A 24371-nucleotide genomic window follows, 5' to 3' on the forward strand; every position below is an offset into this window, starting at 1 on the left:
GCCAGTCATAGCAACTCTTCCCATAGCTGGTTCCCGGTGGAAGAATGTGCATGGTGGACTTATCGGTCCAACAAACTTCGGCGAAAGGCATTGCCCCAATGACTACTGCTATGACTCCTTACTTGGTATTTGGTGGTGTCGCCCGAGAAGCGATGGAGCATTACCATTCGATTTTTGGTGGCGAATATTCCGCCATGACCTTTCAAGAAGGCATGAATGACGGCAACCCTGCCACCGCCGACCTAATCATGCATTCTTCATTATTCGTCGACCGTGGATTGCATCTGATGGGCTCCGACGCCCCCATTGAAATGAACGTGACCGGCAACGGCACCATCGCACTCAGCAGTGATGCCACCGACCCTGCCGACGAAGCAAAACTCACCGGATGGTGGGAAAAGCTCTCGGTTGATTCGCGTATTGATGAACCACTGGCCAAGGCTCCATGGGGAGATTCCTTTGGGATGCTCACCGACAAGTTTGGGGTGCGCTGGATGTTCAACATCAGTGCGGTGCGAAGCGAAGAAGGCTAACTAGCAGCTCAGGTAATGCGAGGGGCGAGGATCCTTTGATCCTCGCCCCTCGCATTACCTGCTGCATGACTATTTTTCTGCCGGTCCGTCGATTCGTTCCAGCACCGCGTCAGCACCGATAACTAGGCCGATTTTTTGTGCTCGACGCTGGGTGATCCACGCGATGAGCAATCCAAGTGCTGCCAGAATCGCGCCCACTATGGACGGTGCACGATAGCTGAAGCCTGCGGTAATCACCATGGCGCCTAAGGCAGCGCCCAGGGCGTTGGCCACATTCAATGCTGAGTGGTTCAGCGAAGCCGCCAACGACTGCGCGTGCGGGGCAGAGTCCATCAATAGCGTCTGCAAGCTCGGAATGAGCAATGATCCGACGGCTCCGAGGACAAACACCATAATCAAGGTCGGGATTACCCACGAGGCAACCGCGGCGAAAGTCAGCATACTGAAAACCATCAACACGCTGGCAAGCTTGATCGCGCCGAAGATGGACCAGTCGGCAAGCCGGCCTCCGATGAGTGAACCGACCACCATGCCTACACCGTAGAGTCCCAAGGCCAGCGGCACGAGGGCGATATCCAGCCCGGTTTCGTCGGTAAGTGTGGGCGAGATATAAGAATAAACCGCGAAGAAACCGCCGAAGCCAACAATGCCTGTAGCCATGGCCAACCACACCTGCACGCTCTTGAGAGCTGAAAGTTCCCGGCGCATGCTGGCACCTTGGGTAGCTTTACGCATTGGCACAAAGAGGCTAATCAAGACAAAGGTCAGTACGCCCACCGCGGCGACCACGAGGAACATTGAGCGCCAACCGGTTGCCTGACCAAGCAGAGTCACCAAGGGAACACCGGCAACGTTCGCCACAGACAGGCCAAGCATGACCCAGGCAATGGCTCGGCCACGCATACTTGCCGGGACAATGTTTCCAGCCAGCACACCGGCCAGACCGAAGTAAGCACCGTGCGGTAAGCCGGAGAGGAAACGAGTAAACAACATGGTGTTGTAGTCCGCAGCAAAGAACGAGGTAAGGTTTGCGACGGCGAAGAGCAGGATCAGAATTTGCACCGCTCGTTTTTTGGAGATTTTTGCAGCGAGGGCCGTCAGTAGCGGAGCGCCAACCACCACTCCGATGGCGTAGGTACTAATCACTAGGCCCATCTGTGAGTTGCTCACACCTAGATCGGTGGCACCTTCTTGCAACAAACCCATCATGGCAAACTCGGTGACACCAATGCCAAAGCCACCCATGCCTAAGGCGATAATCGCGAAGAGCAGGGCTCTGCCTTCTAAATATCGTGGTGGCGTTAATTGATTCATGGTGCCTCTAACTTTGCTGCGAATGGATTTTGCACTTCGTACGACAACGTTGGCGCCAGTAACAATCGTAATGACTTTCTCTCTAGCTTGCCCAACGCATAACTCGATATCAGTATTCCGCGGTCAATCCATGGCTCTGCCAGCAACGTGTGGCAATCTGGAATCCTCATGTCCAATGCAGCCCAACATCGTCTGACCGCCGGCCGGCTGGCCGGGAGGTTATTGATAGTTCTCTTGTCCCTAGCACTCACGGTAGTGCTTGTAGCCCATCGAAGCTTTCCAGAGCGCGCTGGGCTTGGCTTGTTCCTCGACAATTTGACCCCGTGGCTCGGCTTTGGGATACCTGTGCTGCTACTTTTAGCCATGCTGGTGCGTGGCCGGATCACCTTCCTAATCTTGTTATTACCCGCCATCGCGTGGGCATGGATCTTTGGTGCAGCTTTCATTCCCGCAAACCCGCCGGAACCTGTAGATAAATTCACGGTGGCCACACAAAACGTGCATCAAGATGGAGCGGCTGCCTCCGCTCAAGGATTAGTGGCTGAGGGTGCAGATTTAATCAGCCTGCAAGAACTTGGTGAGGGACAAGCCGAACAGGTGGGACAGCTCTTAACTGATTCTCACCCACATCAGTTCTCGGTAGGAACCGTAGGCGTCTACAGCAAGTATCCAATCCTGGATCAGCAGCCTTTGGATCTTGGCTTGGGCTGGTCGCGAGCTGCGAAGTTGCGCATACAAACGGAAACTGAACAGGTGACCGTATATGCGGTTCATGCGGCGTCGGCACGCCCCTTGGACCATGAAGAGCGAGATACGATGCTCAGGAATTTGGGGCAAATCATGGCTCGCGACCGTAGCTCAAAAATCATTGCGCTCGGCGATTTTAATGCGACCAGCACCGACAGGCATTTCACTCCGATCTCTGACCAGCTCGAAGAAGTTCCACACGAATCCTGGGGATTCGGCATGACCTGGCCAAATCGCCCGGTGCCCGTGCTGAAAATTGATCATGTAATGGTTCGTGGCCTTGATACGGGATCGGCTAGTACACTGTCGCTCGGCGATTCTGATCATCGAGCAGTGTTTGCCACCCTCGATTTGGCGTCGTCCTGACGACCTAGCTCAACCCTGTTTCGCGCAGGGTGATGTTGATTCGTCCGCCACCCAGTTTCCAGTGTGCAGGCCCGGTGCCCGGATAAATCTTGGTCACCGCGTGAAAGGCCCAGCGGGCGGGACCTTCAAAAACAAAAAGATCTCCTGAAGCCAACCTCACATCCTGATAGGGCTTGGTCCGCGTTTCATTGTTTCCTAGACGGAAATTTGCACTGTCCCCAATAGACAGTGAAACGATAGGTGCATTGACCTTCTCCTGCGCGTCCTGATGCATTCCCATGGTTGAACCGGGCGGATAATAATTGATGATCGCCACATCTGGGTTGTATGCCTGTGCGTTAACCGGATCTGCGGTGGCCTCGGCCACCGCGCGCCGACCTAGTGCAACAAGCCAGTCTGGCATTGGCGGGACTGGCGCCCCGTTGAGGTCCTCGGCGGTACGGGTGTATTGATAGTTGCCCCAATGCCATCCAAGGCACACGGTTTTGACCTTCATAGGATGCCCGTTGACTAAGGTGGAATGCGGCGGCACTGGCCCTTGTCCCCAGCTAAGAAACTGCTCGGTGATCCAATCTTGTTGCTCGGCTGTGAGCCATCCGGGTACATGTACTGCGCCGGGCCTCAGGGTCTGCGGCTCGCGGCCGAAAGCACCGTCGTCAAAGAGGGACTGCATAGCTCCACTGTGCCGTGTTTTGGCTTCGGCAGGCAACTACCGGCGCAATCCGGGGTTACTCGCAGGCGGCGGTAAAACGTTCTAGTACCAGATTCACTAGTTCCCTCGGCGCTTGCTCATCTGCTGCCAGTAACGGCCCACTGACCAGCTCGGCGCCGCAACGCTCGATCAAGGATTGAAAATATCCGGGCGCCAGCAGGTAGCTGGCCACCACCACGCGGCGCTGCGGCGCAGCGTCCCGTGCCGTGGCAACGGCTTGTCCTAGTGCAGGTTCGGCCGCCGCAACGAAAGCTGCACTCACCGGCACTCCTAAACGCTCGGCTAAAAGCGCCGCGGCTTGGTGGCAGTCCTGTGTACCTTGGCCCAGACGAGTTCCGGCCCCGGCGAGAATTACGGGTTCACCAGGTAACCAACCGGCCTGCACAAGTCGGTGCTCGATTACCTGAGCGAGCAACTTGTGCGGACCGAGAGCTGCGGCCACGCGAGTAGCCGGTCTAAGGACGGCCGCCTCGGTAAGGTCTTGGTCGACGTGTACCCCACGCGAGATTAGCAGCGGAACGAGAACCGATGACTGGTTTCCCTCCGGTAATCCGTGAAGCAGTGCGCCTACTCGGGGTTCTTGCACGTCAACAAACGCCTGATGTACCTGGAAGTCGGCTACGCGGCGCACTTGCGCAACAAGGGCGCTGACGGCACGCTGGCCTGCCGGATCATTTGTGCCGTGTGAGACCGCGACCAAAGAACATTGCCGAGTTAAGGTTGCACTTGCAGCGCTCATGCGGTTCTACCGGTATCGGCCATCTTTGGAGCCATGCTGCGTGTATGGCTTAGCGATAAGCCCCGACTGTCTATTGGTTCGTGGTTTTTGCATGGGTTCACAACTCGTCCCTTCGCTAGCTACGGCCTGTGCGGTACGAGCCGATGTGCTCAGCCTACGAGGCATGTGTTTCAGTCAAAGGCTTCGATTGTTTCACCGGGGTAAAACGATTTTCACCCCTGCGGCAGTCCATCCAGTCCGCAAGAAAATTTCCAAAGTGGTCTGCCTTCACCCACGTCAACTTTATAAATGAATTATTCCAATGGAAACAATTGGGAAATTTCAGGGTAAACCCCGCCCTATAGTCTTTTTGACATCAAGCCACACCCACCCAAGTGGAGATGAATTCCCATGTCAAGCCATGCACCTGAAAAAATATCGCATAAAACTAAGGTCCGCTTATCCACGCATCAATGGATAGAAGCAACACAGGGACAGATGATTTTACACGTCGGAACACCGTTATTCGCCCCGCTATCTAGCGCTGTAGGAAGCGCCGGATACGAGTTGGCAATCGAGCTACGACGATGAGCAATGAAAACTTTGACATCCAGGGGTGCACGATTCTGCTCGCCGGGGATCCTGTGGGCCTAGGCAAGGCCAACGCGCACTACTGCGCACGCGGAGCCCGCGTGCTTTGCGCTTCTAGCCCGGAGAACGGACTTTCGCAGCTGAACACGTGCACCTTGCTCGTCATTTGCGACGCATCCCCCGAAAGATTCACCGCGTTACGGAAGGCCGCCCGCGAACGCGGACTACCGGTGATCACCCGTAGGCCTGTCGCTGATACCGGCCAGATCACGCTGATCGGTGGCGGACCCGGTGCACTAGACCTGCTGACCGTGCGCGCAGTGAATGCACTGGGCGACGCAGACCTAATCTTCGTTGATCGGCTGGGTCCCGCGGCCCGGGTGCAAGAGCTTGCTCCGCAAGCACTGCTCGTAGATGTAGGTAAACGCCCTGGCCACCACAAAGTTACCCAAGCCCAAATTGAACAGCAAATGCTTTCCGCGGCTCTCGCCGGATCAAATGTGGTCAGGCTCAAGGGTGGAGATCCTTTCGTTTTCGGCCGTGGCTTCGAAGAGCTCACAGCAGCGACCAAGGCAGGCGTCGCGGTGAGCGTCGTTCCAGGGCTTAGCTCCTGCATCACCGTTCCCGCCGCTGCCGGGATTCCCGTCACCGCGCGCGGGGTAAACACAGTGTTCTCCGTAATCTCGGCTCATGACCCGCTTCAAGAACAACAGTTTAAACACCTGACAGGTCTGGACGGCACCATTGTCATTCTGATGGGCATGGCCACCTTGGAGCACACGGCTTCCGGGTTCCAGCACCATGGCATGTCCCCTACGATGCCCTGCGCGATCATCGAATCCGGCACCACCGGCGACCAACGTACCACCCATGCAACGCTTGGAACCTTGGCGCAGGTTTCGCGGGCCGAACGATGCGCCAACCCGGCGGTGATCGTCATCGGCGAAGTAGCGGCGCTACCGCAACGCCTACTGTCCGAGGAACTTGCCGGATTGCGGGCCAACGCATGAGCCCGCAATTAGCGCTGCCATTGTCAGGATTTCGAATCGCAGTAACCAGCAACCGGCGATCCGAGGAGCTGGTCGAGGCGCTGGAACGCCGTGGAGCCGAAGTCACCCACGCACCCCTGCTGAAGCTTGCCCCGTTAGATGATGAGGCGGTGCTGGTGGAACAGACTAAGAAGTTGATCGAGTTACGCCCCGAAACCGTCATTATTTCCACGGCATACGGGCTGCGACGCTGGTTCGATTCTGCCGAGGCTGCCGGGCTCGGACATGAGCTTTGCCAATGTTTGAACTCGGCGAAGCTCTATGTGCGCGGGGCGAAGGCTCACGGTGCGGTCCGTGCTCTGGGCTTTCACGCCACCGCGGTAGCCAAGGACGGAACCACCGCCGGGTTGCTAGACCAACTGGCGAATGAAATTACCGGTCAGACCGTGGCAGTACAGCTACATGCAGACAGCGATCATGGGTTGCAGTTGGCGCTGCGTGAACTCGGCGCAGCGCGAGTGCTCAAGGTGGAACCGTACCGGTGGCTCGATACCAGTTCAGAACAGCACCTCTCCAACTTGGTCGAGGGTATTTGTGCCGCCCATTTTGACGCGATCACCTTCACTAGCGCACCGAGCGTGCACGCCTTACTCGCCGCCGCCCGCTCGCGCAATCGTACTGCGGCGCTGATTCGTTCGTTAAGTGAACGAGTCGTCGTTGCTACCGTTGGTCCGGTCACCGCTGCTCCCTTGGAAGCTGCCGGAGTGACCGGCACATTGGTTCCCGAGCGCCACCGTATGGGTGCGATGATCCTGCAGTTGGTCGGTCATCTCAGTGAATTAGGCACGTTGAGCACTTCGACGGTATTTGGCGACTGCGCCCTGCGTGGCCGCACGCTAAGCCTGAATGGTGAACGTTGCGAACTTTCCCCGGCACAGACCGAGATTCTGCGCCGGCTCATGGAAGCCAGCGGCTCGGTGGTAACCCGAGAAGAGCTTGTCTCGGTGTTGCCCTCCACATCTTCGAATCACGCGTTGGATATGACGCTAAGCCGCTTGCGGCGCACGCTGCCGCACCCGGACCTGATCACTACCGTCATCAAACGTGGTTACCGGATAAACGTGTAACTAAGCGTTATGACAAGCAGTTGGCCCACTGACCGATAAGGGCATTTTTTCGGTCAGTGGGCCGACTGTCTTGTGTTTCGCTGCTTCCAGCGGATCAGCGCCAGATTAGAAATGCATCGTAGCGCCGATGTCATTAGGGCACCGCCGGCCACCGAGTACCGGAAATTGATGCCAGCCCAAACGTTGAGCCGCATTCGCGTTACTAGTTTTTGCCGTGCCTACTGTGGTCGCCGTGTCGATTACAAGATGTGGCTTGGCGTAGGACTTCGGGCGCCTTGCTTCGCCATCGATACGGTCTGTATCCCACCGCATTACTCTTATTTTTCGAGCCTCATTTGGTGATTTTTTGGGGCCATTGCGCCCCAATGCCCCTTTGGGTAACCGATTGTTCTTTCACCGGCGGTGCCGGTGTGAGGTGCCCAGCCACACACCTTGGTTCGAGAGTCGATTGTGGCTATCTAAGTGATTATCCGTAGTATCGAGTCATGGCACAGATACAGGTGGTTGGCGAAGCTCTAGCCGATATCGTTGATGGCGTAGCACATCCAGGTGGTTCCCCGATGAATGTCGCGGTGGGGCTAGGCCGTTTGGGCCATGAGGTCACCTTGACTACCGACCTTGGCGATGATGAGCATGGAGCATTAATTTCAGCGCATCTAGCCGATTCCTCGGTAAAACTTGCGGCCGACTCTTACTCTCAAGAGTCCACCAGTTACGCAACCGTCTCCGTAGACGGAGTGGGCGATGCGACCTACGAATTTAGTTTGTCTTGGGACTTGCCCCAGGGAGTGGCCTCCTCCGAGGCACAACTTTTACACACCGGGTCCATCGCTGGATGGCTGGCGCCAGGTTGCGAAAAAGTCCTTGAAGCCTTTGAAGCGTCACCTGCAGATCAGTTGCGCAGTTACGACCCCAATGTGCGCCCCCAGCTCATCCGCAAGCGTTCCACTGCGGTGAAGCAAATCGAAAAGATGATGAGTCTGTCCCATGTCGTCAAGCTCAGCGATGATGACGCCCTGTGGCTATATCCAGGATGGGATTGCCAGCGGATCCTTGACCATATTTTGGAACGTGGCGCGAAACTCGCGGTCATGACCTTCGGCGCGCGCGGCGCCACGGCCCGCGCGAAAAACACCGAGGTGATGGTTCATTCACGTCCGGTAAAGATTGTCGACACTATCGGTGCCGGTGATGCTTTTATGTCTGGGTTGCTTCATGGGCTGCTTAATAGCTCTTTGGCTCAGGCGCTGACCGCCAAGGGTGCCGCTCTAGATCAGAGTGAATTGGAGTTCGCGTTGACTCAGGCGACTCGTTGCTCCGAGCTCACCGTGCTCACTTCTGGTGCTAACCCACCGCGACTTGAAGCACTCAACGAGTCCCTGCAGGCACAGATTTCATAGTCCCATCCGGCAGTTGACGCTCAGTGTTGCTAGAGTTCCCTAGCAGGTATGCATTTCGACTAAGGGGTAATCATGGGCAGCAAGGTACCGGCAGCTGAAAACACGCTGCGCGTCTTGCGTTTACTGGCAAGCAGGAAATCGCCGACCCCCGCAGCAATGATCGCTAAACTGCTGGAGTTACCGCGCTCGAGTGTCTACCAGCTACTCAACGTCATGCTCGAACAGGGCTTTATCGCCCACTACCCCGAGGAGAAAGCCTACGGGCTGGGGGTTTCCTCATTTGAGCTTTCCAGCGCCTACACGCGTCAGGAACCCTTAGCGCGCTTCGGCGCTCCTTTGATTGCGCAGCTGGTTGACAAGGTGGGCGAAAGCGCCCATCTTGCGGTCCTACACGGCGCGGATGTGCTTTACATTGTGGAGGAACGAGCCAAGGGACGGCCCTCATTGGTGACCGAAGTCGGGGTGCGTTTACCTTCGCATTTGACCGCCTCGGGGCGGGCCATTCTTGCTGCACTCCCAAAATCTCAGGTGCGTGCGTTGTATCCGGGGTCCGCAAGTTTCAGTAGCCGGGCTCAAGACAGCGGGATAAATTCTTATCAGCAGTTGCGCCGCGAATTAGACCAGACCGCCACACGTGGTTTCGCGGTAGAGCGTGAAGATGTGACCGCAGATTTCCATTCGCTCGCGGTTGAGATATTAGATGCCAATGGTTGGCCGGTTGCAGCGGTCGCCGTCACCTTCCTTGGGGACCGAGTTCCGGAAGATCAATGGGATCCGCTACTAGAACAAATACGCCAAACCGCCGCGCAGCTGACCTCGCGGATTCAAGGTCGGCGCAACAGCCCCGCACCCGCAGTCTGAAATTCCGGACAGCACCGTGAAAACCCCCGTGTGCTAGATGCGCCCTATGGCCAATGATGGAAGCAGTTAGTTACTTCACTTACCGCTAAAGGAGTCCATCGTGAGCCATGAACCACGAGTCGTCCGCGCCCCCCGTGGCACAAAGCTCAACGCCAAATCTTGGGCTACCGAAGCCCCGCTACGGATGCTGATGAACAACCTCGACCCAGAGGTTGCCGAACGCCCGGAAGATCTAGTCGTTTACGGTGGCACCGGCAAGGCAGCACGCTCATGGGAGGCCTTTGACGCCATCCTTGAGACGCTCAAGGATCTGGAAGAAAACGAAACCCTACTCATCCAGTCCGGTAAGCCAGTGGGCGTATTCCGTACCAACAAGTGGGCACCGCGTGTATTGATCGCTAACTCAAACTTGGTTGGAGACTGGGCGAACTGGGAGCACTTCCGCAAACTCGAGGCCGAAGGCCTGATGATGTACGGACAGATGACTGCAGGCTCCTGGATTTACATTGGCACCCAAGGAATCTTGCAGGGTACCTATGAAACCTTTGCCGCCATCGGGCGCAAACGATACAGCGGTACGTTGGCAAACACGCTCACCTTGACCGGTGGTTGTGGTGGCATGGGTGGGGCTCAACCACTGGCGGTCACGCTGAATAATGGTGCATGCCTGATCGTTGACGTCGATGAAACACGGCTCCGTCGGCGCGTATCCAAGCGCTACCTCGACGAGGTAGAACTAGACCTAGACAAGGCGCTGGCCAAGGTCTGTGCAGCGAAGGCTGAAGGCCGCGGACATTCCGTTGGGTACGTCGGCAACGCCGCCGAGGTCTTCCCCGAGCTGTTACGACGCCATAAGTCCGGCGAAGTGGCTTTCGATATCGTCACCGACCAGACCAGCGCACACGATCCACTGAGCTACCTACCAGTGGAATACACCTTGGAGCAGTGGTCCGAAGCTGCGGCCACCGACGCCGCAGATTTCACCCACAAGGCACAGGCTTCGATGGCCAAACATGTTCAGGCAATGGTTGAATTTCAGGATCTTGGCGTTGAGGTATTTGATTACGGAAACTCGATCCGCGACGAAGCCCGAAAGGGTGGCTACGATCGGGCGTTTGAATTCCCAGGCTTCGTTCCTGCATATATTCGACCACTATTCTGTGAGGGACTTGGCCCATTCCGTTGGGTAGCGTTATCCGGTGATCCAGAAGATATCCGCGTTACCGATCAAGCATTAAAAGAACTGTTCCCAGAAAACGAACACCTGCACCGTTGGTTGGATGCCGCCGCGGAACGCGTGGAGTTTGAAGGACTACCAGCACGTATCTGCTGGTTGGGCTACGGCGAACGTGCCAAGGCAGGGTTGCTCTTCAATCAGTTAGTTGCCGAGGGCAAGGTTTCGGCACCAATCGTCATCGGCCGTGATCATCTAGATTCCGGTTCCGTTGCTTCTCCTTACCGTGAGACCGAGGCTATGGCTGACGGTTCCGATGCGGTAGCCGATTGGCCACTACTGAACGCACTCACGGCAACGAGCTCGGGGGCTTCTTGGGTTTCCATCCACCATGGTGGCGGTGTGGGCATGGGCCGCTCCATCCATGCAGGTCAGGTCTCCTTGGCTGATGGTAGCGAGATGGCTGCCGCCAAACTAGAAGCACTGCTAACCAATGATCCAGGTATGGGCGTCATCCGCCACGTTGATGCCGGGTACGACCGCGCAATCGAGGTCGCTGCGGAACGCGGTGTGCGAATCCCGATGCAGGGCAAGTAGCGAGAACCGGTCAACAGGCGCGGGCCGTGGAAGTTTAGCAGTAGCACTGCAGGCTTTTGTGGCCCGCGTTTTGTGCGCGTGAGAAAGCACCGGCCAAGTCAGGATCTCGTATCCGAGTAACTACTATGGAGTAGTTTGGGAATTTTGGCTGGCTCACCTAGGTCCATCAGGTTGTTGGCAACCTAGGGAAACTCGCGGATTTGGACCTCAGCGTTGAATCCTTGAAGTTACAGAATAGTTCCTCACGCTACGTACGCCGAGCTCGTTACAGCAGTGGCCCGCCACTTCGTTAATTGAAGCGACGGGTCATTGGAGTACAACTAGATGATCTGAACCTTGGCATGCGAACTGGCCAGATGGGGTGCGCTAACTCCTCTTAGGAACCAGCATTGGTGCCACCATTAAAATGATCTAGTCGGCTGGGTCCTGCAATCATTCGGAATATACCCCAGCACATGAGCATTGTTCCCCAGGCAACGATGATCCATAAAGGATTCATACTAGGGACCACTCCCATAGGCACCCAAAATATGGCTACCGAGAACATGATCGCGAACAGGGCCCCACCTGCGGCTAATCCCAAGCCTAAGTGGGTATTGAGTTGAGACGCTCCGTGAATCGTTGGCATGGCGTCACTCCATTTCTGCCCGGGAATTCCGGGATAGAATCGGCTTTCTTCCATTGAACTGACGGCAATGAAACTTGTCCGCCAGTAAAGCGAAGTGGACTGTTGTCTATTCGCCTGTGCTTTTGCGTGATTCCATATTCTGGTCCCTTCCAGAAGACTTTTCGCCCAGTAGCCGGCTAGTGCAACGATGCTCTCGCCTATAGCCACTGCTTCTCACCATACGCCGGAATTACACTCATGGCGCAGCTTCATACCAAACATTCAGGGGACGGGAAATAACCTCTGCGACCGGTTGTTCTCAGCCACCGGCGCTATCTAATTTGCCGCGCAGATTCCTACTAGCTCGCGGGCTGATTAGGAACGTGCCAACGGGAAATGATGTGACCAGTGTAGGAGCCTGCAAGCAGACTCCTACACTGAAGACCTATAGTCGCTTTGCGGCTACACTGGCCAACGCTTCGGAAGTGAAGACCTGATATCCGAAGTCACCGTGGTATCCGTGAATCTCTCGAGTATCCAGAACATCCATGTAGTCAAGAATTTCAGTTGAGACTACCTGACCCGGAACCAGCACGGGGAAGCCTGGCGGGTATGGTGTCACGAAGGCAGCAGAAACTATTTGTTCCCCACTTTGAATTCGTTGACGGATCTCAGGCGAAAACATGAAGTGCGTGGCCGGGTCTTGGTACGTCAGGTAGTAGGCCGAACGCATATCACCACTTCCACCGCCGCCACTAAATTCGTCGGCGAAATAGCTGAAGTCAGGCATCGGCACTTCAGTTGCAGGAACCTTCTTGCCGTCACCCATGGCACGCCCATCGAGGCGGCGCTCGTGCTCCAGCTCCTCGGCGATCTTCACTAACACTTCAATCAAGTGCGCAACTGCCGAACGGTTGGTACCAATGTTTGTCATCAGCAACACCGAGGTACGGCTGGTCTTATTCACCTGAATTGAGTGACCATCCATCAGGTAGGTGTGCTTAAAGGTGTCTCCGTCGACTCCAGTGCGACTGATGTCTAAGGTCAGTCGTGACGGGTCGACAACAAACTCATCTTCGGCCCATGACCGGTCCCAAACTTCCAGCCCGTCGCGTACCGGACTAGCGGTATCACTGCACCGATATGCACCAGGGATTAGCTCTTGAGTATCAAGCACACGGAAATATTTGCGCAATAGTTTATTGCGTGTCATGGCTCGGACGATTGACTGCGCCAAATCGACTTGTCGCTGCACCAGCGCGTAGCCCTCAAGTTCCGCCTGACGTCGTCCAATATCCAAAGATGCGAGGATCTGATAGTTCGGGGACGTAGAGGTGTGAGTCATATAGGCTTCGCGGAAGGTATTACGGTTACGCTCGGCAAAATCCTGATCATGAATATGAATCATTGAACCCTGGCGCAATGAGGTCAGGGTCTTATGCGTCGATTGCGTCGAATAGACTCGCAATCGAGTCTTTGCAGGATCCGCCAGCAGGCGTGTTTTTATCCAAGCATCGTCATTGGACGGATCATCCAGGGTTCCGGGCTCGGGCAATACTGCCTGTTGAGCGGCAAAACGCTCGCGGTAGTCTTTGGTCTCGAACGTGGTTCGGATTCGCTCGGCCGCGGCCATACCTGTGCGCTGACGATAAATCGGGTGGAAACCAGCAAAAGCGAACCATGCTTCGTCCCAAAGGAAGACTAGGTCAGGCTTGATTGCCAAGCACTCTTCCATGACCCGGCGTGGATCATAAATAATTCCGTCAAAGGTGCAGTTAGTCAGCGTCAACATTTTGACCTTGTGCAACAAACCTTCACGACGCAGTTGCAGCAGGCGACCCTTGATCTCTTCCAGAGATACTGCCCCATACATTGAGTGTTCGTTCAGCGGGTAAGCCTCTAGGTAACTGACGTTTGCCCCTGCAAGCACCAGTGAGTAGTGGTGCGATTTGTGGCAGTTTCGGTCAACGAGCACAATATCGCCTGGAGCCAGAATTGACTGGTGGACAATCTTGTTTGCGGTGGAGGTGCCGTTCGTAACGAAATAGGTCCGGTGGCTGTTGAACGCGCGAGCCGCTAGTTCATGAGCTTCCTTAATGGAGCTCTGCGGATCAAGTAGTGAATCGAGGCCACCGGAGGTGGCCGAGGTTTCAGCCAGCAAAAGGTTTTTCCCATAGAAATCTACGAGGTCACGTGCCCACGGTGAATTTTGCACCGAACCCGCACGGGAAATCGGCATCGCATGGAATACTCCACCCGGACGCTTGGCATAGGTCTGCAAGGCGTGGAAAAAGGGAGTGTTGTACCGTTCCAAAACTTCGGCGATCAATGACAGGTGTAGGTCCATGCCATCGTTGCGGGAGAAGATGCGCTTGAAGCGTCCGGTAATCTCGTGCGCAATAGACTCCAGTGCAACCCCGGCGATCAGGTATACCGGGATCTCAGGCCGGAGCAGATCGATGATTGCTTCCAGATCCAAAATCCGGTCGATTTGTCGCATCGTTTTGAAGCGTCCGGCAGTATGTCTGGAAACGTAGTTACCCAATGTGGCGCTTAGACGTCGGCGAGTTTCCAATTCAAAACGGGCGGTGAGCACGACCGCTTGAATTGTCGGATTAATGACGATCGCGGTCAGCGCATCTTCGACGCTGGGAACTACGACAAAACTGTAGACGAACGAATCGGTTCGCTGGCGTTGCTCCAGCATCTCTACCTTGAAACGTTCAATTTCGTCAGCCGGCCCATTATCAACGAGCAGTATTTCAACCTTAGGGGTGAATTTCCGCTGACTAGGGCGAGTCTCATTGCCACGTAAATCGTTGCTCTGCGCGGCAGCTTCGCTTTCCTCGGCGTCAATATCGTGGCCTTCGCCATCAATGTATTGCGTCTGGGTGCGGAAAGACTGATTAGCCTGGTAAACCTTACTCAAGGCATCACGAAAGTGGCCTTCGTTCATCAGGGTTTCAACTTCGTTAAAGTAATCGATTCCCGGTGAGGCCCAGTATGGTTCGATAGCCGAAAGTAGGCTCAGTAGTTGCCGTGCATCGTGCTCGTGCTGCTCTCCGGCAACTTTGTCATCGAGGCCTCGAATGATCTCACCTAGGACATATCCGAGGTGTTCCCATGCATCTTTGCGCTTTCGCCAAGCGCTTTCTGGTGTCGCTGTTACTTGTTGTTTCATTGTGGTCAACCTTGCGCTCACGGTTGCCGGTCCTTCGCTCGTTCTTCAATGTTTTGATAACCGATGTGTTGTCAAAACCGCGCCACGGCGTTGTGGCTTGGTCTCCAGAGCCTACGTCAGTCTCCACGGAATTCTGGTATTCGTGAAGACAATTTACGAATTTCACGTAACGACAGGAAGTAAGTTCTTTGATCCAAGAATATATACGAAATGCGACATTTAATTAGTGACCTTTCGATGAATTTTTCCGAAATATACAAAACTAACTAAGAGCTTCACATCCTGTCCGAAATAACAGACAGATTAGGGTGGAGCAAGCGAAATACAGGCTGACTCTGGCGAAGAATGGACGTTAGAGACAGCTTCACTTACGAACGGAAGACCCTTCATGAATACCTCGCCTACTTCGGTAACGCTTCATCTGACCAACACGACGGCACAGGACGTCCTACACGTTGCTCGCCATGATATTCAGGTTGATATCTCGGCCGAAGTGAGCGAGAAATTAGCCGAAGTCCGCACACATATTGATGCACTGGCAGCTTCTGAAACTCCGGTTTATGGCATCTCCACTGGTTTTGGCGCTTTAGCTACACGACATATCGCTCCGGCAGACCGCGCCAAGTTACAACGCTCACTGATCCGCTCACATGCCGCAGGCATGGGTGCCCCGGTAGAGCGTGAAGTAGTCCGCGCACTGATGTTCCTCCGCGCGAAGACGCTAGCCAGTGGACGTACCGGGGTGCGCCCGGTAGTGCTTGAAACCATGGTCGCCCTGCTCAACGCGGGGATCACCCCGGTCGTGCGCGAATACGGTTCGCTTGGCTGCTCCGGTGACCTCGCACCACTTTCGCATTGCGCGTTAGTTCTTATGGGTGAGGGTGAAGCGACCGACAAGCACGGAGTAAATCGCCCAGTTCCCGAGCTACTTGCAGAGGCTGGAATCACCGCCTTAGAGCTGGCTGAAAAAGAAGGTCTTGCGCTGGTCAACGGAACCGATGGCATGCTGGGCATGCTCTTGATGGCGTTGGCTGACCTTGATGATCTAGCCGATATCGCGGATGTCAGCGCAGCCATGAGTGTGGAAGCCCAATTCGGTACGGATCAGGTGTTCCGCCCCGAACTTCACGAACCATTGCGTCCACATCCAGGCCAGGCGCTTAGCGCGGCCAACATGTTTGGCGCACTTCAGGGTTCACAAGTTGTGGCTTCACACCGTGAAGGTGATGGACGAGTCCAGGACGCGTACTCATTACGTTGTTCCCCACAGGTCACCGGGGCCGTGCGAGACACCATCACCCATGCGCGGATGGTTGCGACCCGGGAGCTAGCTGCGGCAATCGATAACCCCGTAGTGCTTCCCTCCGGAGAGGTCTCTTCCAACGGAAACTTCCATGGGGCACCGGTCGCCTACGTCTTAGATTTCTTGGCAATCGCCGTGGCTGATCTTGGCTCTATTGCCGAACGACGCACCGACCGCATGCTTGACCCAGCACGTTCACGAGATCTTCCTGCGTTCCTTGCCGATGATCCCGGCGTGGATTCCGGAATGATGATCGCGCAGTACACACAGGCCGGACTAGTGGCAGAAAATAAGCGTCTGGCCGTACCTGCCAGCGTTGATTCCATTCCCTCCTCGGCAATGCAGGAAGATCATGTGTCCCTCGGATGGCATGCAGCCCGCAAGCTACGCACCGCGGTGGATAACCTGCGCCGCGTATTGACTATCGAATTAGTCGTTGCCTCCCGCGCCTTAGACTTGCGAAAGCCACTAACTCCGGCACCCATCACAGGCGCCGTCCACGAGGTAATCCGCAGCAAGGTAGCCGGCCCCGGCGAGGACCGATTCCTCTCCGCTGAGCTGGAGGCAGCCTACGAACTGCTGGCCGACGGGACCGTAATTTCGGCGTTACATCGCGCGCAGGGCAAGTAGTACACAGACGGTTAGCCATGCTAGGTAGTAAGCTGGCACGGCTAACCGTCTTGAAGATTGGGAACTCGTTCCATGCAACGCACCATGTTTAAGTCCAAAATCCACCGCGCAACCGTCACCCAGGCTGACTTGCACTACGTCGGCTCCATCACGATCGATTCTGATCTGTTGGCAGCCTCGGATATTTTGCCTGGTGAGCTAGTCAGCATCGTGGACGTTACCAATGGTGCACGGTTGGAAACCTACACTATTGCCGGTGAGCCGGGCAGTGGTGTCATCGGAATCAACGGCGCAGCCGCACACCTAGTGCACCCCGGAGACTTGGTGATCATCATCAGTTACGCGCAGATGCAAGACGCTGAAGCCCGCGCGTACGTGCCAAGCGTGGTCCATGTTGATGACGAGAATAGAATGATCCATCTCGGTGATGATCCCGCCGAGGCTGTCGTTGCGGGAGTCCACACCCCGCCCTTTGCACAGCTTCGTAATAGCTAATTATTTTTGTTCTCCGGCCAGTCGACGCGCAAGAAATTCCGCGGTTCGGCTGGCCGGATTCTGTGCGACCTGCTGCGGGGTTCCCGTAGCGACAATTTGTCCACCGCCGTCTCCGCCAGCTGGACCCAAATCGATGACCCAGTCGCTGGCTGCCACCACATCCATATGATGTTCCACCACTATCACCGTATTTCCTTGATCTACGAGTTGGTGTAGTTGAGCGACCAATAGTTGAACATCTGCTGGGTGCAGTCCGGTGGTCGGCTCGTCGAGCAGATACAGCGTGTGGCCACGTCGTTGGCGTTGTAACTCGGTAGCCAGTTTGATGCGTTGCGCCTCGCCACCGGACATCTCTGTAGCTGGCTGTCCAAGTTTCAGATATCCCAATCCAACCTCACGCAAGGTCGCTAGTGCCCGGGCCGCAACAGGTATTTCAGCTAAGAATTCTTCTGCTTGAGTCACGCTCAATTCAAGAATTTCAGCAATGTTCTTTCCTTGATACTCAACTTCCAAGGTCTGTTCGTTGTAACGAGTACCTTGGCACTGCGGACAAGGGCCGTAGGTTCCGGGCAAGAAAAGAAGTTCAATTTCAAGGAACCCTTCACCCAAACAATTCTCGCAGCGTCCGCCGGTTACGTTGAAGGAGAAGCGTCCCGCACCGTAGCCACGCTTCCGAGCCAGGGGTTGGTCGGCAAAGGTCTTTCGAACCGCGTCGAAGAGTCCGGTATAGGTGGCAACATTTGAGCGCGGCGTACGTCCAATAGGTTTCTGATCCATCAGCACCACACGGTTAATCTGGTCGGCACCGCGCACCTGACTAATTACCGCGTTTACCATTGAGTCTTCGGATTCTTCGGCCTCCCCCAGCGCGTTCCCACCTGCGGCCTGAGCCAGTGCCACCGAAACAAGACTCGACTTTCCAGACCCAGATACTCCGGTCACCGAGCTAAAGACTCCCAAGGGGAATTTCGCGTCCACATGCCTCAGGTTATGAAGCTTGACTCCTTGCAGTTCCAGCCACTCGTTGGCGGTTCGTAGTTTCCGCCTCGGGGCAGGTTTAGGGGTCAAGAACTGACGTGTCACCGAGCTTTCTACCTGCGCGAGGCCGGAGACTTCTCCACTATAAAGTACGTGTCCTCCCCCGCTGCCTGCGCCGGGACCCACATCCACAATCCATTCGGCACGGGTCACCACATCCATATTGTGCTCCACAACAAAGACGGAGTTCCCCTCTGCCTTTAGTGCATCAAGCACTTCGATTAGCGGTTGCACGTCTGCCGGGTGCAACCCTGCAGAGGGTTCGTCGAGTACGTAAATTACACCGAACAGACCGGCGCGTAGTTGCGTGGCGATACGAAGTCTTTGCATCTCCCCCGGCGATAGCGTTGGGGTGCTGCGGTCAAGACTCAGATAACCTAGCCCCAGTTCCAGCAGCACCTGAACTCTAGCCAACAGGTCAGTACTAATTGTGCTGACCACATCGGCTTGCGCTTGGCCTTCAGAGTCTGTGGCGAAGGGGCGCAACAACTGGGCTAATGATTGTAAGGATCGTGAGTTGAACTCGGCAATATTCAATCCCGCAAAAAGTACCTTTAATGAGTCACTGCGAAATCCTGTTCCGCTGCATTGAACACAGTCCTGAGAAATCATAAAGGCCAATGCCTTGGTCCGCAGGTTTTCGCTCTTGGACGTGGCCACGGTATGGCGCACGTAGCGTTCGGCGCTCCAAAAACGTCCTTTGTAGGGCTTGGCTACGCGGTCCCGCTCGGGTGTCACCTCAACCACAGGTTGTTCTTCGGTGAACAGTAACCAATCGCGAGTTTTCTTGCTGAGTTTCTCAAATGGCACATCGATGTCGTAGCCAAGATGCGTAGTGATGTCACGTAGATTTTTGCCTTGCCAGGCTCCTGGCCATGCGGCAATCGCGCCATCGCGGATGCTCAAGGTCGGGTCAGGAACTAGCGAACTTTCGCTGACCGAATGCACGGTGCCCACACCGTGGCATTCTGGGCAGGCACCTACCGCCGTGTTCCGGGAGAACGAGTCCGATTCAAGCCTGCTGGCCCCGGTGGGATAGGTTCCGGCGCGCGAGAACAACATTCGCACTGAGTTCGATAGCGTGGTTAGTGTACCCACGCTGGAGCGTGAACTCGCGGAACCTCGGCGTTGTTGTAAGGCCACGGCCGGCGGAAGCCCGGAAATGAACTCAACCTTTGGGCTATGCCCCTGAGCGATTAAGCGTCTTGCATAGGGTGCGACAGATTCGAGAAAACGCCTCTGGGATTCGGCGAAAATGGTGCCGAATGCGAGCGAGGACTTGCCTGAACCGGAGACTCCGGTGAAAGCCACAATGGCATCGCGCGGGATGCGCACCTCAACATTGTCTAGATTATTTTCGTTCGCCCCACGTACGTGAATAAATCCGTCGTGCTTTGCCGTGTTCAAGTTCTGTGCAATGCTCTCCATCTTTCCCACAGTATGCGCCGTGGGCGCTATAGCTCAATTTCACCAACTTCACTCAGGTATTCTCATGGTTTCGGCAACGCATGATTGAAGACAAAAGTCTCCTCAATCATCGCCCCAACAATCTTCGTCTGGGCAGCCTTGCCACGTTTTAGAAAAGTATCCAACGATGTCCAGTCCGATACCCAGCGGGTAGCTGTCAGCCATCGACCCGTGAACGCGCTCTGCAGATTCGTTCAGCGCCAAATGGAAAAACCGGCACACCGATTCGTAGTTCCACACTTCCATGGTCAGTTCCACCAGTTGGTGATGCGAGATTGAGCCTCTTGCCTTGATCCCGAGTTCTTCGGCAAAACCCTTCACGACGTCTAAGGTCAGCGGATGGTCCTTGCCGCAATCACACCACGACAATCCTTTATCCGGCATAGTCCAAACATCGGGTTTGATATGTGGTTCCAGATTCATGTTCATCAATTTCACCTAGCAACTTCCTCTTGGGATGTCTCAAGATATACAGAGCCACCGACATTTTGGATAGAGATTCACGAAGCACTTGGCAGTAGTCATGCACATTGGCATAGTTAGTGTTCCAGAACCATTGGCTCCGGCAGCGGACATAGTCGAGGAGAACCATGATCAACAAGCGTTCCCACCCCGATACCAGCGACGGTGCTCCACACCGGCAATGGAACGAGCTACTGCAAGAAATGCGCGTAATGCAGACCGGTGTGCAGATTCTCGCTGCGTTCCTGGTGGTACTTCCTTTTCAAGCGCGATTTGAAATGCTCAGTCACAACGACGAGATTGTCTACATCGTCTTGTTGGTGGCTGCGACCCTACTTATCTTGTTATTGATTACTCCGGTAGCCGTGCACCGTTATTTCTTTGGACAACGACTCAAAGAGCAAACCGTGGCCTTGGGTCATATCGTGCTGAAGATTGTAGGACTAGGCGTGGGGCTACTGGTCTCAGGCTGTGTTTGGTTCGTCCTACAGGTGCTTTTTGGTTGGCAAACTGGCGCCTGGATTGGTGGTCCGTTAATCGCGGTGACGTTATTCTTGTTGCTGGCATTGCCACGAATCCTGATTCCCAACCATGCGAAAGACCGGGAACCGCAGATTGCTGATGACTAACTCATCCGGTCAACATGGCGCAGCATCAATCTCATCGGTGCTTGCCTGAGAAACTTGGGCAGGATCCGGGTAGCTACGCGAACAAACGAGACGGTTCGCCGGTTACGCTTGCGCACCTTTTCGGTAATTACATATCCGAACTCTTCGCGTACCTTCGGTGGAAGCTGAGCTATGGTCACATCGCGCATAAGCGGTAACCCTGCGCGGATCCACCATGGAGCATTAGTTCCAGCAAAAAGTTGTTCGGTCAGCGCACGAATCTGCTCGTTGACGACAAGGGTTTCTAGCGTGCGGTCGAAGTAGTCGTCAAAAGCGCGGAGGTTTTCCGGCCAGAGATGCTCCGGCATCTGTAACGCATCACCTAGCCGGGCGTATTGCCGATAGAGATCTTCCTCGTCTTGTGGCCCCACTCTGGGAAGAACTTGCGCGGCTATCACCCGTGCAGAGTCATAGAGCGTCGCTGCAACCCATAACTGCAATTTAGGGTCCAGTGCCGAATAAGCAGGGGTGCCTTGCTCCGCATCTCGGCTGCCTCGTACCGGTGCGTGGGCGGTGTCGACGTAGTCCACGATTCTTCGTTGTTGTTCTTCGGTGCCATTGCTCAAGGCATAAATGTAGCCGAGCGTATGAATCAGACGACTGAGCGGATTCGTGGCAAAGTCCGAATGGTTGGCGATAGCCAAACCAATTTGCGGGTGCGCGAGCTGTAATAGGATGGCACGCCCGGCACCGAGCAATAGTCCTGCCTCGGGTGCAATACGTGAGAACAGTTCCCTGCCCTGGGCTCCGCACTCGTCTGGTTCCATATTCACCATTCTAGGAGCCAGCAGTGGCGCGCGAAGTTATTGATTCCCAAGCGGAAGGCTCCGTCGATGGCCGGGTGGTAACCACGAGTCGCAATTTATGGCTACCACCCAGTTATCCGTTTCTCTGGCTAGCTGCGCCACTCACGGATTTTTAATTTGATGCTCGGCCCCTACATGAGAAAGTTTCTACGCTCGCGAAGCCGATGATGCTGTGCGAATCATACGCATTACGTCACTACGCAAATCTGCGTAGGCAGGCGTGGCTCGTGTTTCGACTTGGTCGCGTTGTTTGCCTAATGGGACATCCACGACCTCGAGTACTGTTGCTGGCTGTCCGCCAAGCACGACAACACGATCGGAGAGGTAAACAGCCTCATCAATGTCGTGGGTTACGAGCAGTATCGTCATCCCAAGGTCGTCACGGATGCTACGGGTCAAGTCTTCAAGTTCAAACCGTGTTTGTGCATCCACCGAAGCAAAAGGTTCATCCATGATTAAGATCTGTGGCTTGTAAGCCAACGCGCGGGCGATGGCCACGCGTTGTTGCATACCACCGGAAAGTTGCCACGGGTATTTAGCACCGGCTCGCTCTAAACCGACTTCTTTCAGTGCTGCTTTGATACGGTGAGCGACTTCCTGGCGGCCCAGTTTTAAGTGACGCAAGGGAAATTTGAGATTTCCTTCAACAGTCAGCCATGGCATCAACGAACGGTTATAGTCTTGGAAAACAAGTGCCATTTCCTCTGGCGGTCCTGACATGACCCGACCATTAACTTCAATTGTCCCAGTCGTAATGTCGTGTAGCCCAGCCAGGGACTTCAGCAATGTTGTCTTGCCAACGCCAGACGGACCAACCAGACAAACGATCTCCCCATGCCTAACTTCCATGTTGAGGTCGGTAAGAATCTCTGGTCCGGATCCATAGCGCTTGCTGACATTTTTCAAACTCAACATTGCTTGCACTGGGCTATCCTCGATTGTGGTTTGGACATTGACTTTTTCAGTTCCTACGTACATTTTCATCCCCCTTAGGCAGCCAACTGCAGGGCTTTAGATTTGTCGTACCAGCTCAGTACCCGTGCTCTTAGCCGGCCCAGCAAGTAATTCGACAAGAAGCCAATTACTCCTAGAAGTACAATTCCGGCCCACATGTCTACACTCGCAAAGCTCTGTTGCGCGAGGATGGTCATTGCACCGATGCCCACCGATGAACCAAGCATTTCAGTAGCAATCATGACGACAAACGAAAACTGTAGGCTTGCTTGCAATCCGGTGAAAATTTGGGGCAACGCCGATGGCAACAACATCCCAAAGACGCGTTCTGCATTCGTAATGCGAAATACCTTCGCCACCTCATGGAGCTGAGGTTCAACAGCTTTGATTCCATCCATTGTCGCGATCCACGTTGGCGGGAATGCCGCCAGGATTATCACTAGAAGTCGAACTTCATTACCGAAACCCATCAGGCTGATGAAGACTGGAATGATAGCGATCGAAGGAACTGCCCGATAAAAGTGAATAAGTGGAGACAATAATTCTTCGAGCACTGGAACGAGCGCGAATACGAGTCCTAGGATCACACCCAGCAATACTGCGATAGCAAAACCAATGACGAGATTACTCAGGCTCGGCACAATGTCACTGAGGAACTTATCGAAGAGCCAAAGCTCCCGGAATCTGACCAGAATCTCTGACAATGGCGGGAAAAATGGATTGCTACTGGAATTTGACCATGCCCACCAAATGACAAGAATCAATATCGGAACACCGATTTGTAGGGCCATCCCTGTCCGTTGATGACGCCGGACGAATTTGTCTGAAGACCTAGCCACGATTAATGCACCAACTTTCGATAGGACGGGTGCCAGCTGAGTACTTTCGATTCAATCCCGCCGCTGAGCAACTGCAAGAGCAATCCGACTGCACCAAGGATCAGGACGAGCCCGTAAAGATCTGCAGTTTCATTAGCGCTTAGTGCTCGCTGGATTTCCGAACCTAGCCCAGGGCCTCCCCCGAGAAGCCCAGCAACTACGGAAACGATCAGTGAGATCGGTATCGCTGTTCTGATTGCAGTAGCGATAAAGGCCGAGGCGGAGGGTAAAACTACTCGTCCAAGAATTTCGCCTGTTCCGACACCATAAGAGCGACTTGTTTGAATAGCAACGGGATCCGTTTCTCTTACTCCAGCAGCAGTCTGATAGAGAATCGGGAGCAGACAACCGTAGAAGACGAGGAATTCCCCCATGCGTTGGGTGGGACCCAGCACTAAGATTGCCAAAGGCATGATCACAATTGGCGGAATTGGTTTAAGGAATTCCACGACAAAACTCAGTGCTTTACCTACCAGACCAAACCACCCGACGGCCATGCCCAGAAGCACTCCCACGAGCAATGCCCACGCAAACCCTTTGGCTGCCATCAACATGGTAATACCTAAAGATTCCCAAAAGGCCAGGTCTTGCACCATTGCGATCATTGCGGAAAATACCTGCGCGGGTGCCGGTAACGGTGATTCTCTCATCGGTCCGAGAGCAATTAGGTACCAGGCAAGTACTGCCATGAAGAGGCCCGCAGCACCGAGGGCTACCTTTCGAGAACTTACGTTGTTCACGATTCCAGCTCCT

Annotated in this window: 22 protein-coding genes; 10 read left to right on the plus strand and 12 right to left on the minus strand. The window is 55.0% G+C overall.

Annotated elements, in window-relative coordinates; genetic code table 11:
- Positions 1 to 98 precede the first annotated feature (98 nt).
- On the plus strand, positions 99 to 533 hold the full coding sequence (locus CQ011_RS14000; RefSeq protein ID WP_105678523.1) for a VOC family protein: 435 nt from the start codon (positions 99 to 101) through the stop codon (positions 531 to 533).
- A gap of 69 nt (positions 534 to 602) precedes the next feature.
- Here CQ011_RS14000 and CQ011_RS14005 read toward each other — a convergent pair whose 3' ends face one another.
- Entirely contained in the window at positions 603 to 1847 is a 1245-nt protein-coding gene (locus tag CQ011_RS14005; protein ID WP_105678334.1) for an MFS transporter, read from the minus strand.
- A 168-nt stretch (positions 1848 to 2015) separates the two neighbouring features.
- On the opposite strand from CQ011_RS14005, the gene CQ011_RS14010 reads away from it, so the two are divergent.
- On the plus strand, positions 2016 to 2960 hold the full coding sequence (locus CQ011_RS14010) for an endonuclease/exonuclease/phosphatase family protein (protein ID WP_105678335.1): 945 nt from the start codon (positions 2016 to 2018) through the stop codon (positions 2958 to 2960).
- A 4-nt stretch (positions 2961 to 2964) separates the two neighbouring features.
- Here CQ011_RS14010 and CQ011_RS14015 read toward each other — a convergent pair whose 3' ends face one another.
- Both CQ011_RS14015 and CQ011_RS14020 read right to left on the minus strand, forming a co-directional pair.
- Entirely contained in the window at positions 2965 to 3633 is a 669-nt protein-coding gene (locus tag CQ011_RS14015; RefSeq protein WP_105678336.1) for an alpha-ketoglutarate-dependent dioxygenase AlkB family protein, read from the minus strand.
- A 55-nt stretch (positions 3634 to 3688) separates the two neighbouring features.
- On the minus strand, positions 3689 to 4411 hold the full coding sequence (locus CQ011_RS14020; RefSeq protein WP_105678337.1) for a sirohydrochlorin chelatase: 723 nt from the start codon (positions 4409 to 4411) through the stop codon (positions 3689 to 3691).
- Positions 4412 to 4977: 566 nt separating this feature from the next.
- Between CQ011_RS14020 and cobA the strand changes: the two genes are divergently transcribed.
- Positions 4978 to 5991 carry a uroporphyrinogen-III C-methyltransferase gene (cobA, locus tag CQ011_RS14025; protein WP_105678524.1) on the plus strand — a complete coding sequence of 338 codons (1014 nt, stop codon included), beginning with the start codon at positions 4978 to 4980 and terminating at the stop codon, positions 5989 to 5991.
- Entirely contained in the window at positions 5988 to 7097 is a 1110-nt protein-coding gene (locus CQ011_RS14030; protein ID WP_181148131.1) for a uroporphyrinogen-III synthase, read from the plus strand. The genes cobA and CQ011_RS14030 overlap by 4 nt, the downstream gene beginning before the upstream one ends.
- A gap of 105 nt (positions 7098 to 7202) precedes the next feature.
- On the opposite strand, the gene CQ011_RS17695 is transcribed toward CQ011_RS14030, so the two are convergent.
- Positions 7203 to 7409 carry a hypothetical protein gene (locus CQ011_RS17695; protein ID WP_146112630.1) on the minus strand — a complete coding sequence of 69 codons (207 nt, stop codon included), beginning with the start codon at positions 7407 to 7409 and terminating at the stop codon, positions 7203 to 7205.
- 173 nt (positions 7410 to 7582) lie between these two features.
- On the opposite strand from CQ011_RS17695, the gene CQ011_RS14035 reads away from it, so the two are divergent.
- From CQ011_RS14035 to hutU, 3 genes are all read left to right on the plus strand, one after another.
- Positions 7583 to 8497, plus strand: coding sequence for a carbohydrate kinase family protein (locus CQ011_RS14035; protein ID WP_105678339.1), 915 nt, complete (start codon positions 7583 to 7585; stop codon positions 8495 to 8497).
- Positions 8498 to 8569: 72 nt separating this feature from the next.
- Positions 8570 to 9358, plus strand: coding sequence for an IclR family transcriptional regulator (locus tag CQ011_RS14040; RefSeq protein ID WP_105678340.1), 789 nt, complete (start codon positions 8570 to 8572; stop codon positions 9356 to 9358).
- 100 nt (positions 9359 to 9458) lie between these two features.
- Positions 9459 to 11129, plus strand: a complete 1671-nt coding sequence (hutU, locus tag CQ011_RS14045) for a urocanate hydratase (protein WP_105678341.1) — start codon at positions 9459 to 9461, stop codon at positions 11127 to 11129.
- 376 nt (positions 11130 to 11505) lie between these two features.
- Here hutU and CQ011_RS17700 read toward each other — a convergent pair whose 3' ends face one another.
- Together CQ011_RS17700 and CQ011_RS14055 are read right to left on the minus strand one after the other, a co-directional pair.
- On the minus strand, positions 11506 to 11757 hold the full coding sequence (locus tag CQ011_RS17700; protein ID WP_146112631.1) for a hypothetical protein: 252 nt from the start codon (positions 11755 to 11757) through the stop codon (positions 11506 to 11508).
- A gap of 424 nt (positions 11758 to 12181) precedes the next feature.
- Positions 12182 to 14917: an aminotransferase class I/II-fold pyridoxal phosphate-dependent enzyme gene (locus CQ011_RS14055; RefSeq protein ID WP_286161208.1), complete on the minus strand. Its 2736-nt coding sequence runs from the start codon at positions 14915 to 14917 to the stop codon at positions 12182 to 12184.
- A gap of 388 nt (positions 14918 to 15305) precedes the next feature.
- On the opposite strand from CQ011_RS14055, the gene hutH reads away from it, so the two are divergent.
- Entirely contained in the window at positions 15306 to 16850 is a 1545-nt protein-coding gene (gene hutH, locus CQ011_RS14060; RefSeq protein WP_105678344.1) for a histidine ammonia-lyase, read from the plus strand.
- Between the two features lie 72 nt (positions 16851 to 16922).
- On the plus strand, positions 16923 to 17345 hold the full coding sequence (panD, locus tag CQ011_RS14065; protein ID WP_105678345.1) for an aspartate 1-decarboxylase: 423 nt from the start codon (positions 16923 to 16925) through the stop codon (positions 17343 to 17345).
- Here the strand turns inward: panD and uvrA are convergent, their stop codons facing one another.
- Positions 17346 to 19811, minus strand: coding sequence for an excinuclease ABC subunit UvrA (uvrA, locus tag CQ011_RS14070; RefSeq protein ID WP_105678346.1), 2466 nt, complete (start codon positions 19809 to 19811; stop codon positions 17346 to 17348).
- A gap of 102 nt (positions 19812 to 19913) precedes the next feature.
- Complete coding sequence (locus CQ011_RS14075) at positions 19914 to 20279, minus strand: hypothetical protein (RefSeq protein ID WP_146112632.1); 366 nt, start codon at positions 20277 to 20279, stop codon at positions 19914 to 19916.
- A gap of 161 nt (positions 20280 to 20440) precedes the next feature.
- Between CQ011_RS14075 and CQ011_RS14080 the strand changes: the two genes are divergently transcribed.
- Positions 20441 to 20941, plus strand: coding sequence for a DUF6328 family protein (locus tag CQ011_RS14080; RefSeq protein WP_105678348.1), 501 nt, complete (start codon positions 20441 to 20443; stop codon positions 20939 to 20941).
- Here CQ011_RS14080 and CQ011_RS14085 read toward each other — a convergent pair.
- From CQ011_RS14085 to CQ011_RS14100, 4 genes are all read right to left on the minus strand, one after another.
- The gene (locus tag CQ011_RS14085) at positions 20938 to 21747 is read right to left on the minus strand and encodes an oxygenase MpaB family protein (RefSeq protein ID WP_181148132.1); all 810 of its coding nucleotides are present in this window, start codon (positions 21745 to 21747) and stop codon (positions 20938 to 20940) included. The two genes, CQ011_RS14080 and CQ011_RS14085, sit on opposite strands and share 4 nt — an antisense overlap.
- A 186-nt stretch (positions 21748 to 21933) precedes the next feature.
- Positions 21934 to 22764: an ABC transporter ATP-binding protein gene (locus CQ011_RS14090; RefSeq protein ID WP_502692889.1), complete on the minus strand. Its 831-nt coding sequence runs from the start codon at positions 22762 to 22764 to the stop codon at positions 21934 to 21936.
- An 11-nt stretch (positions 22765 to 22775) separates the two neighbouring features.
- Complete coding sequence (locus CQ011_RS14095) at positions 22776 to 23531, minus strand: ABC transporter permease (RefSeq protein ID WP_105678350.1); 756 nt, start codon at positions 23529 to 23531, stop codon at positions 22776 to 22778.
- 50 nt (positions 23532 to 23581) lie between these two features.
- Positions 23582 to 24358 carry an ABC transporter permease gene (locus CQ011_RS14100; RefSeq protein WP_286161209.1) on the minus strand — a complete coding sequence of 259 codons (777 nt, stop codon included), beginning with the start codon at positions 24356 to 24358 and terminating at the stop codon, positions 23582 to 23584.
- Positions 24359 to 24371: the final 13 nt, after the last annotated feature.

The sequence above is a fragment of the Arthrobacter sp. MYb213 genome (assembly GCF_002979915.1).
Lineage (GTDB): Bacteria > Actinomycetota > Actinomycetes > Actinomycetales > Micrococcaceae > Glutamicibacter.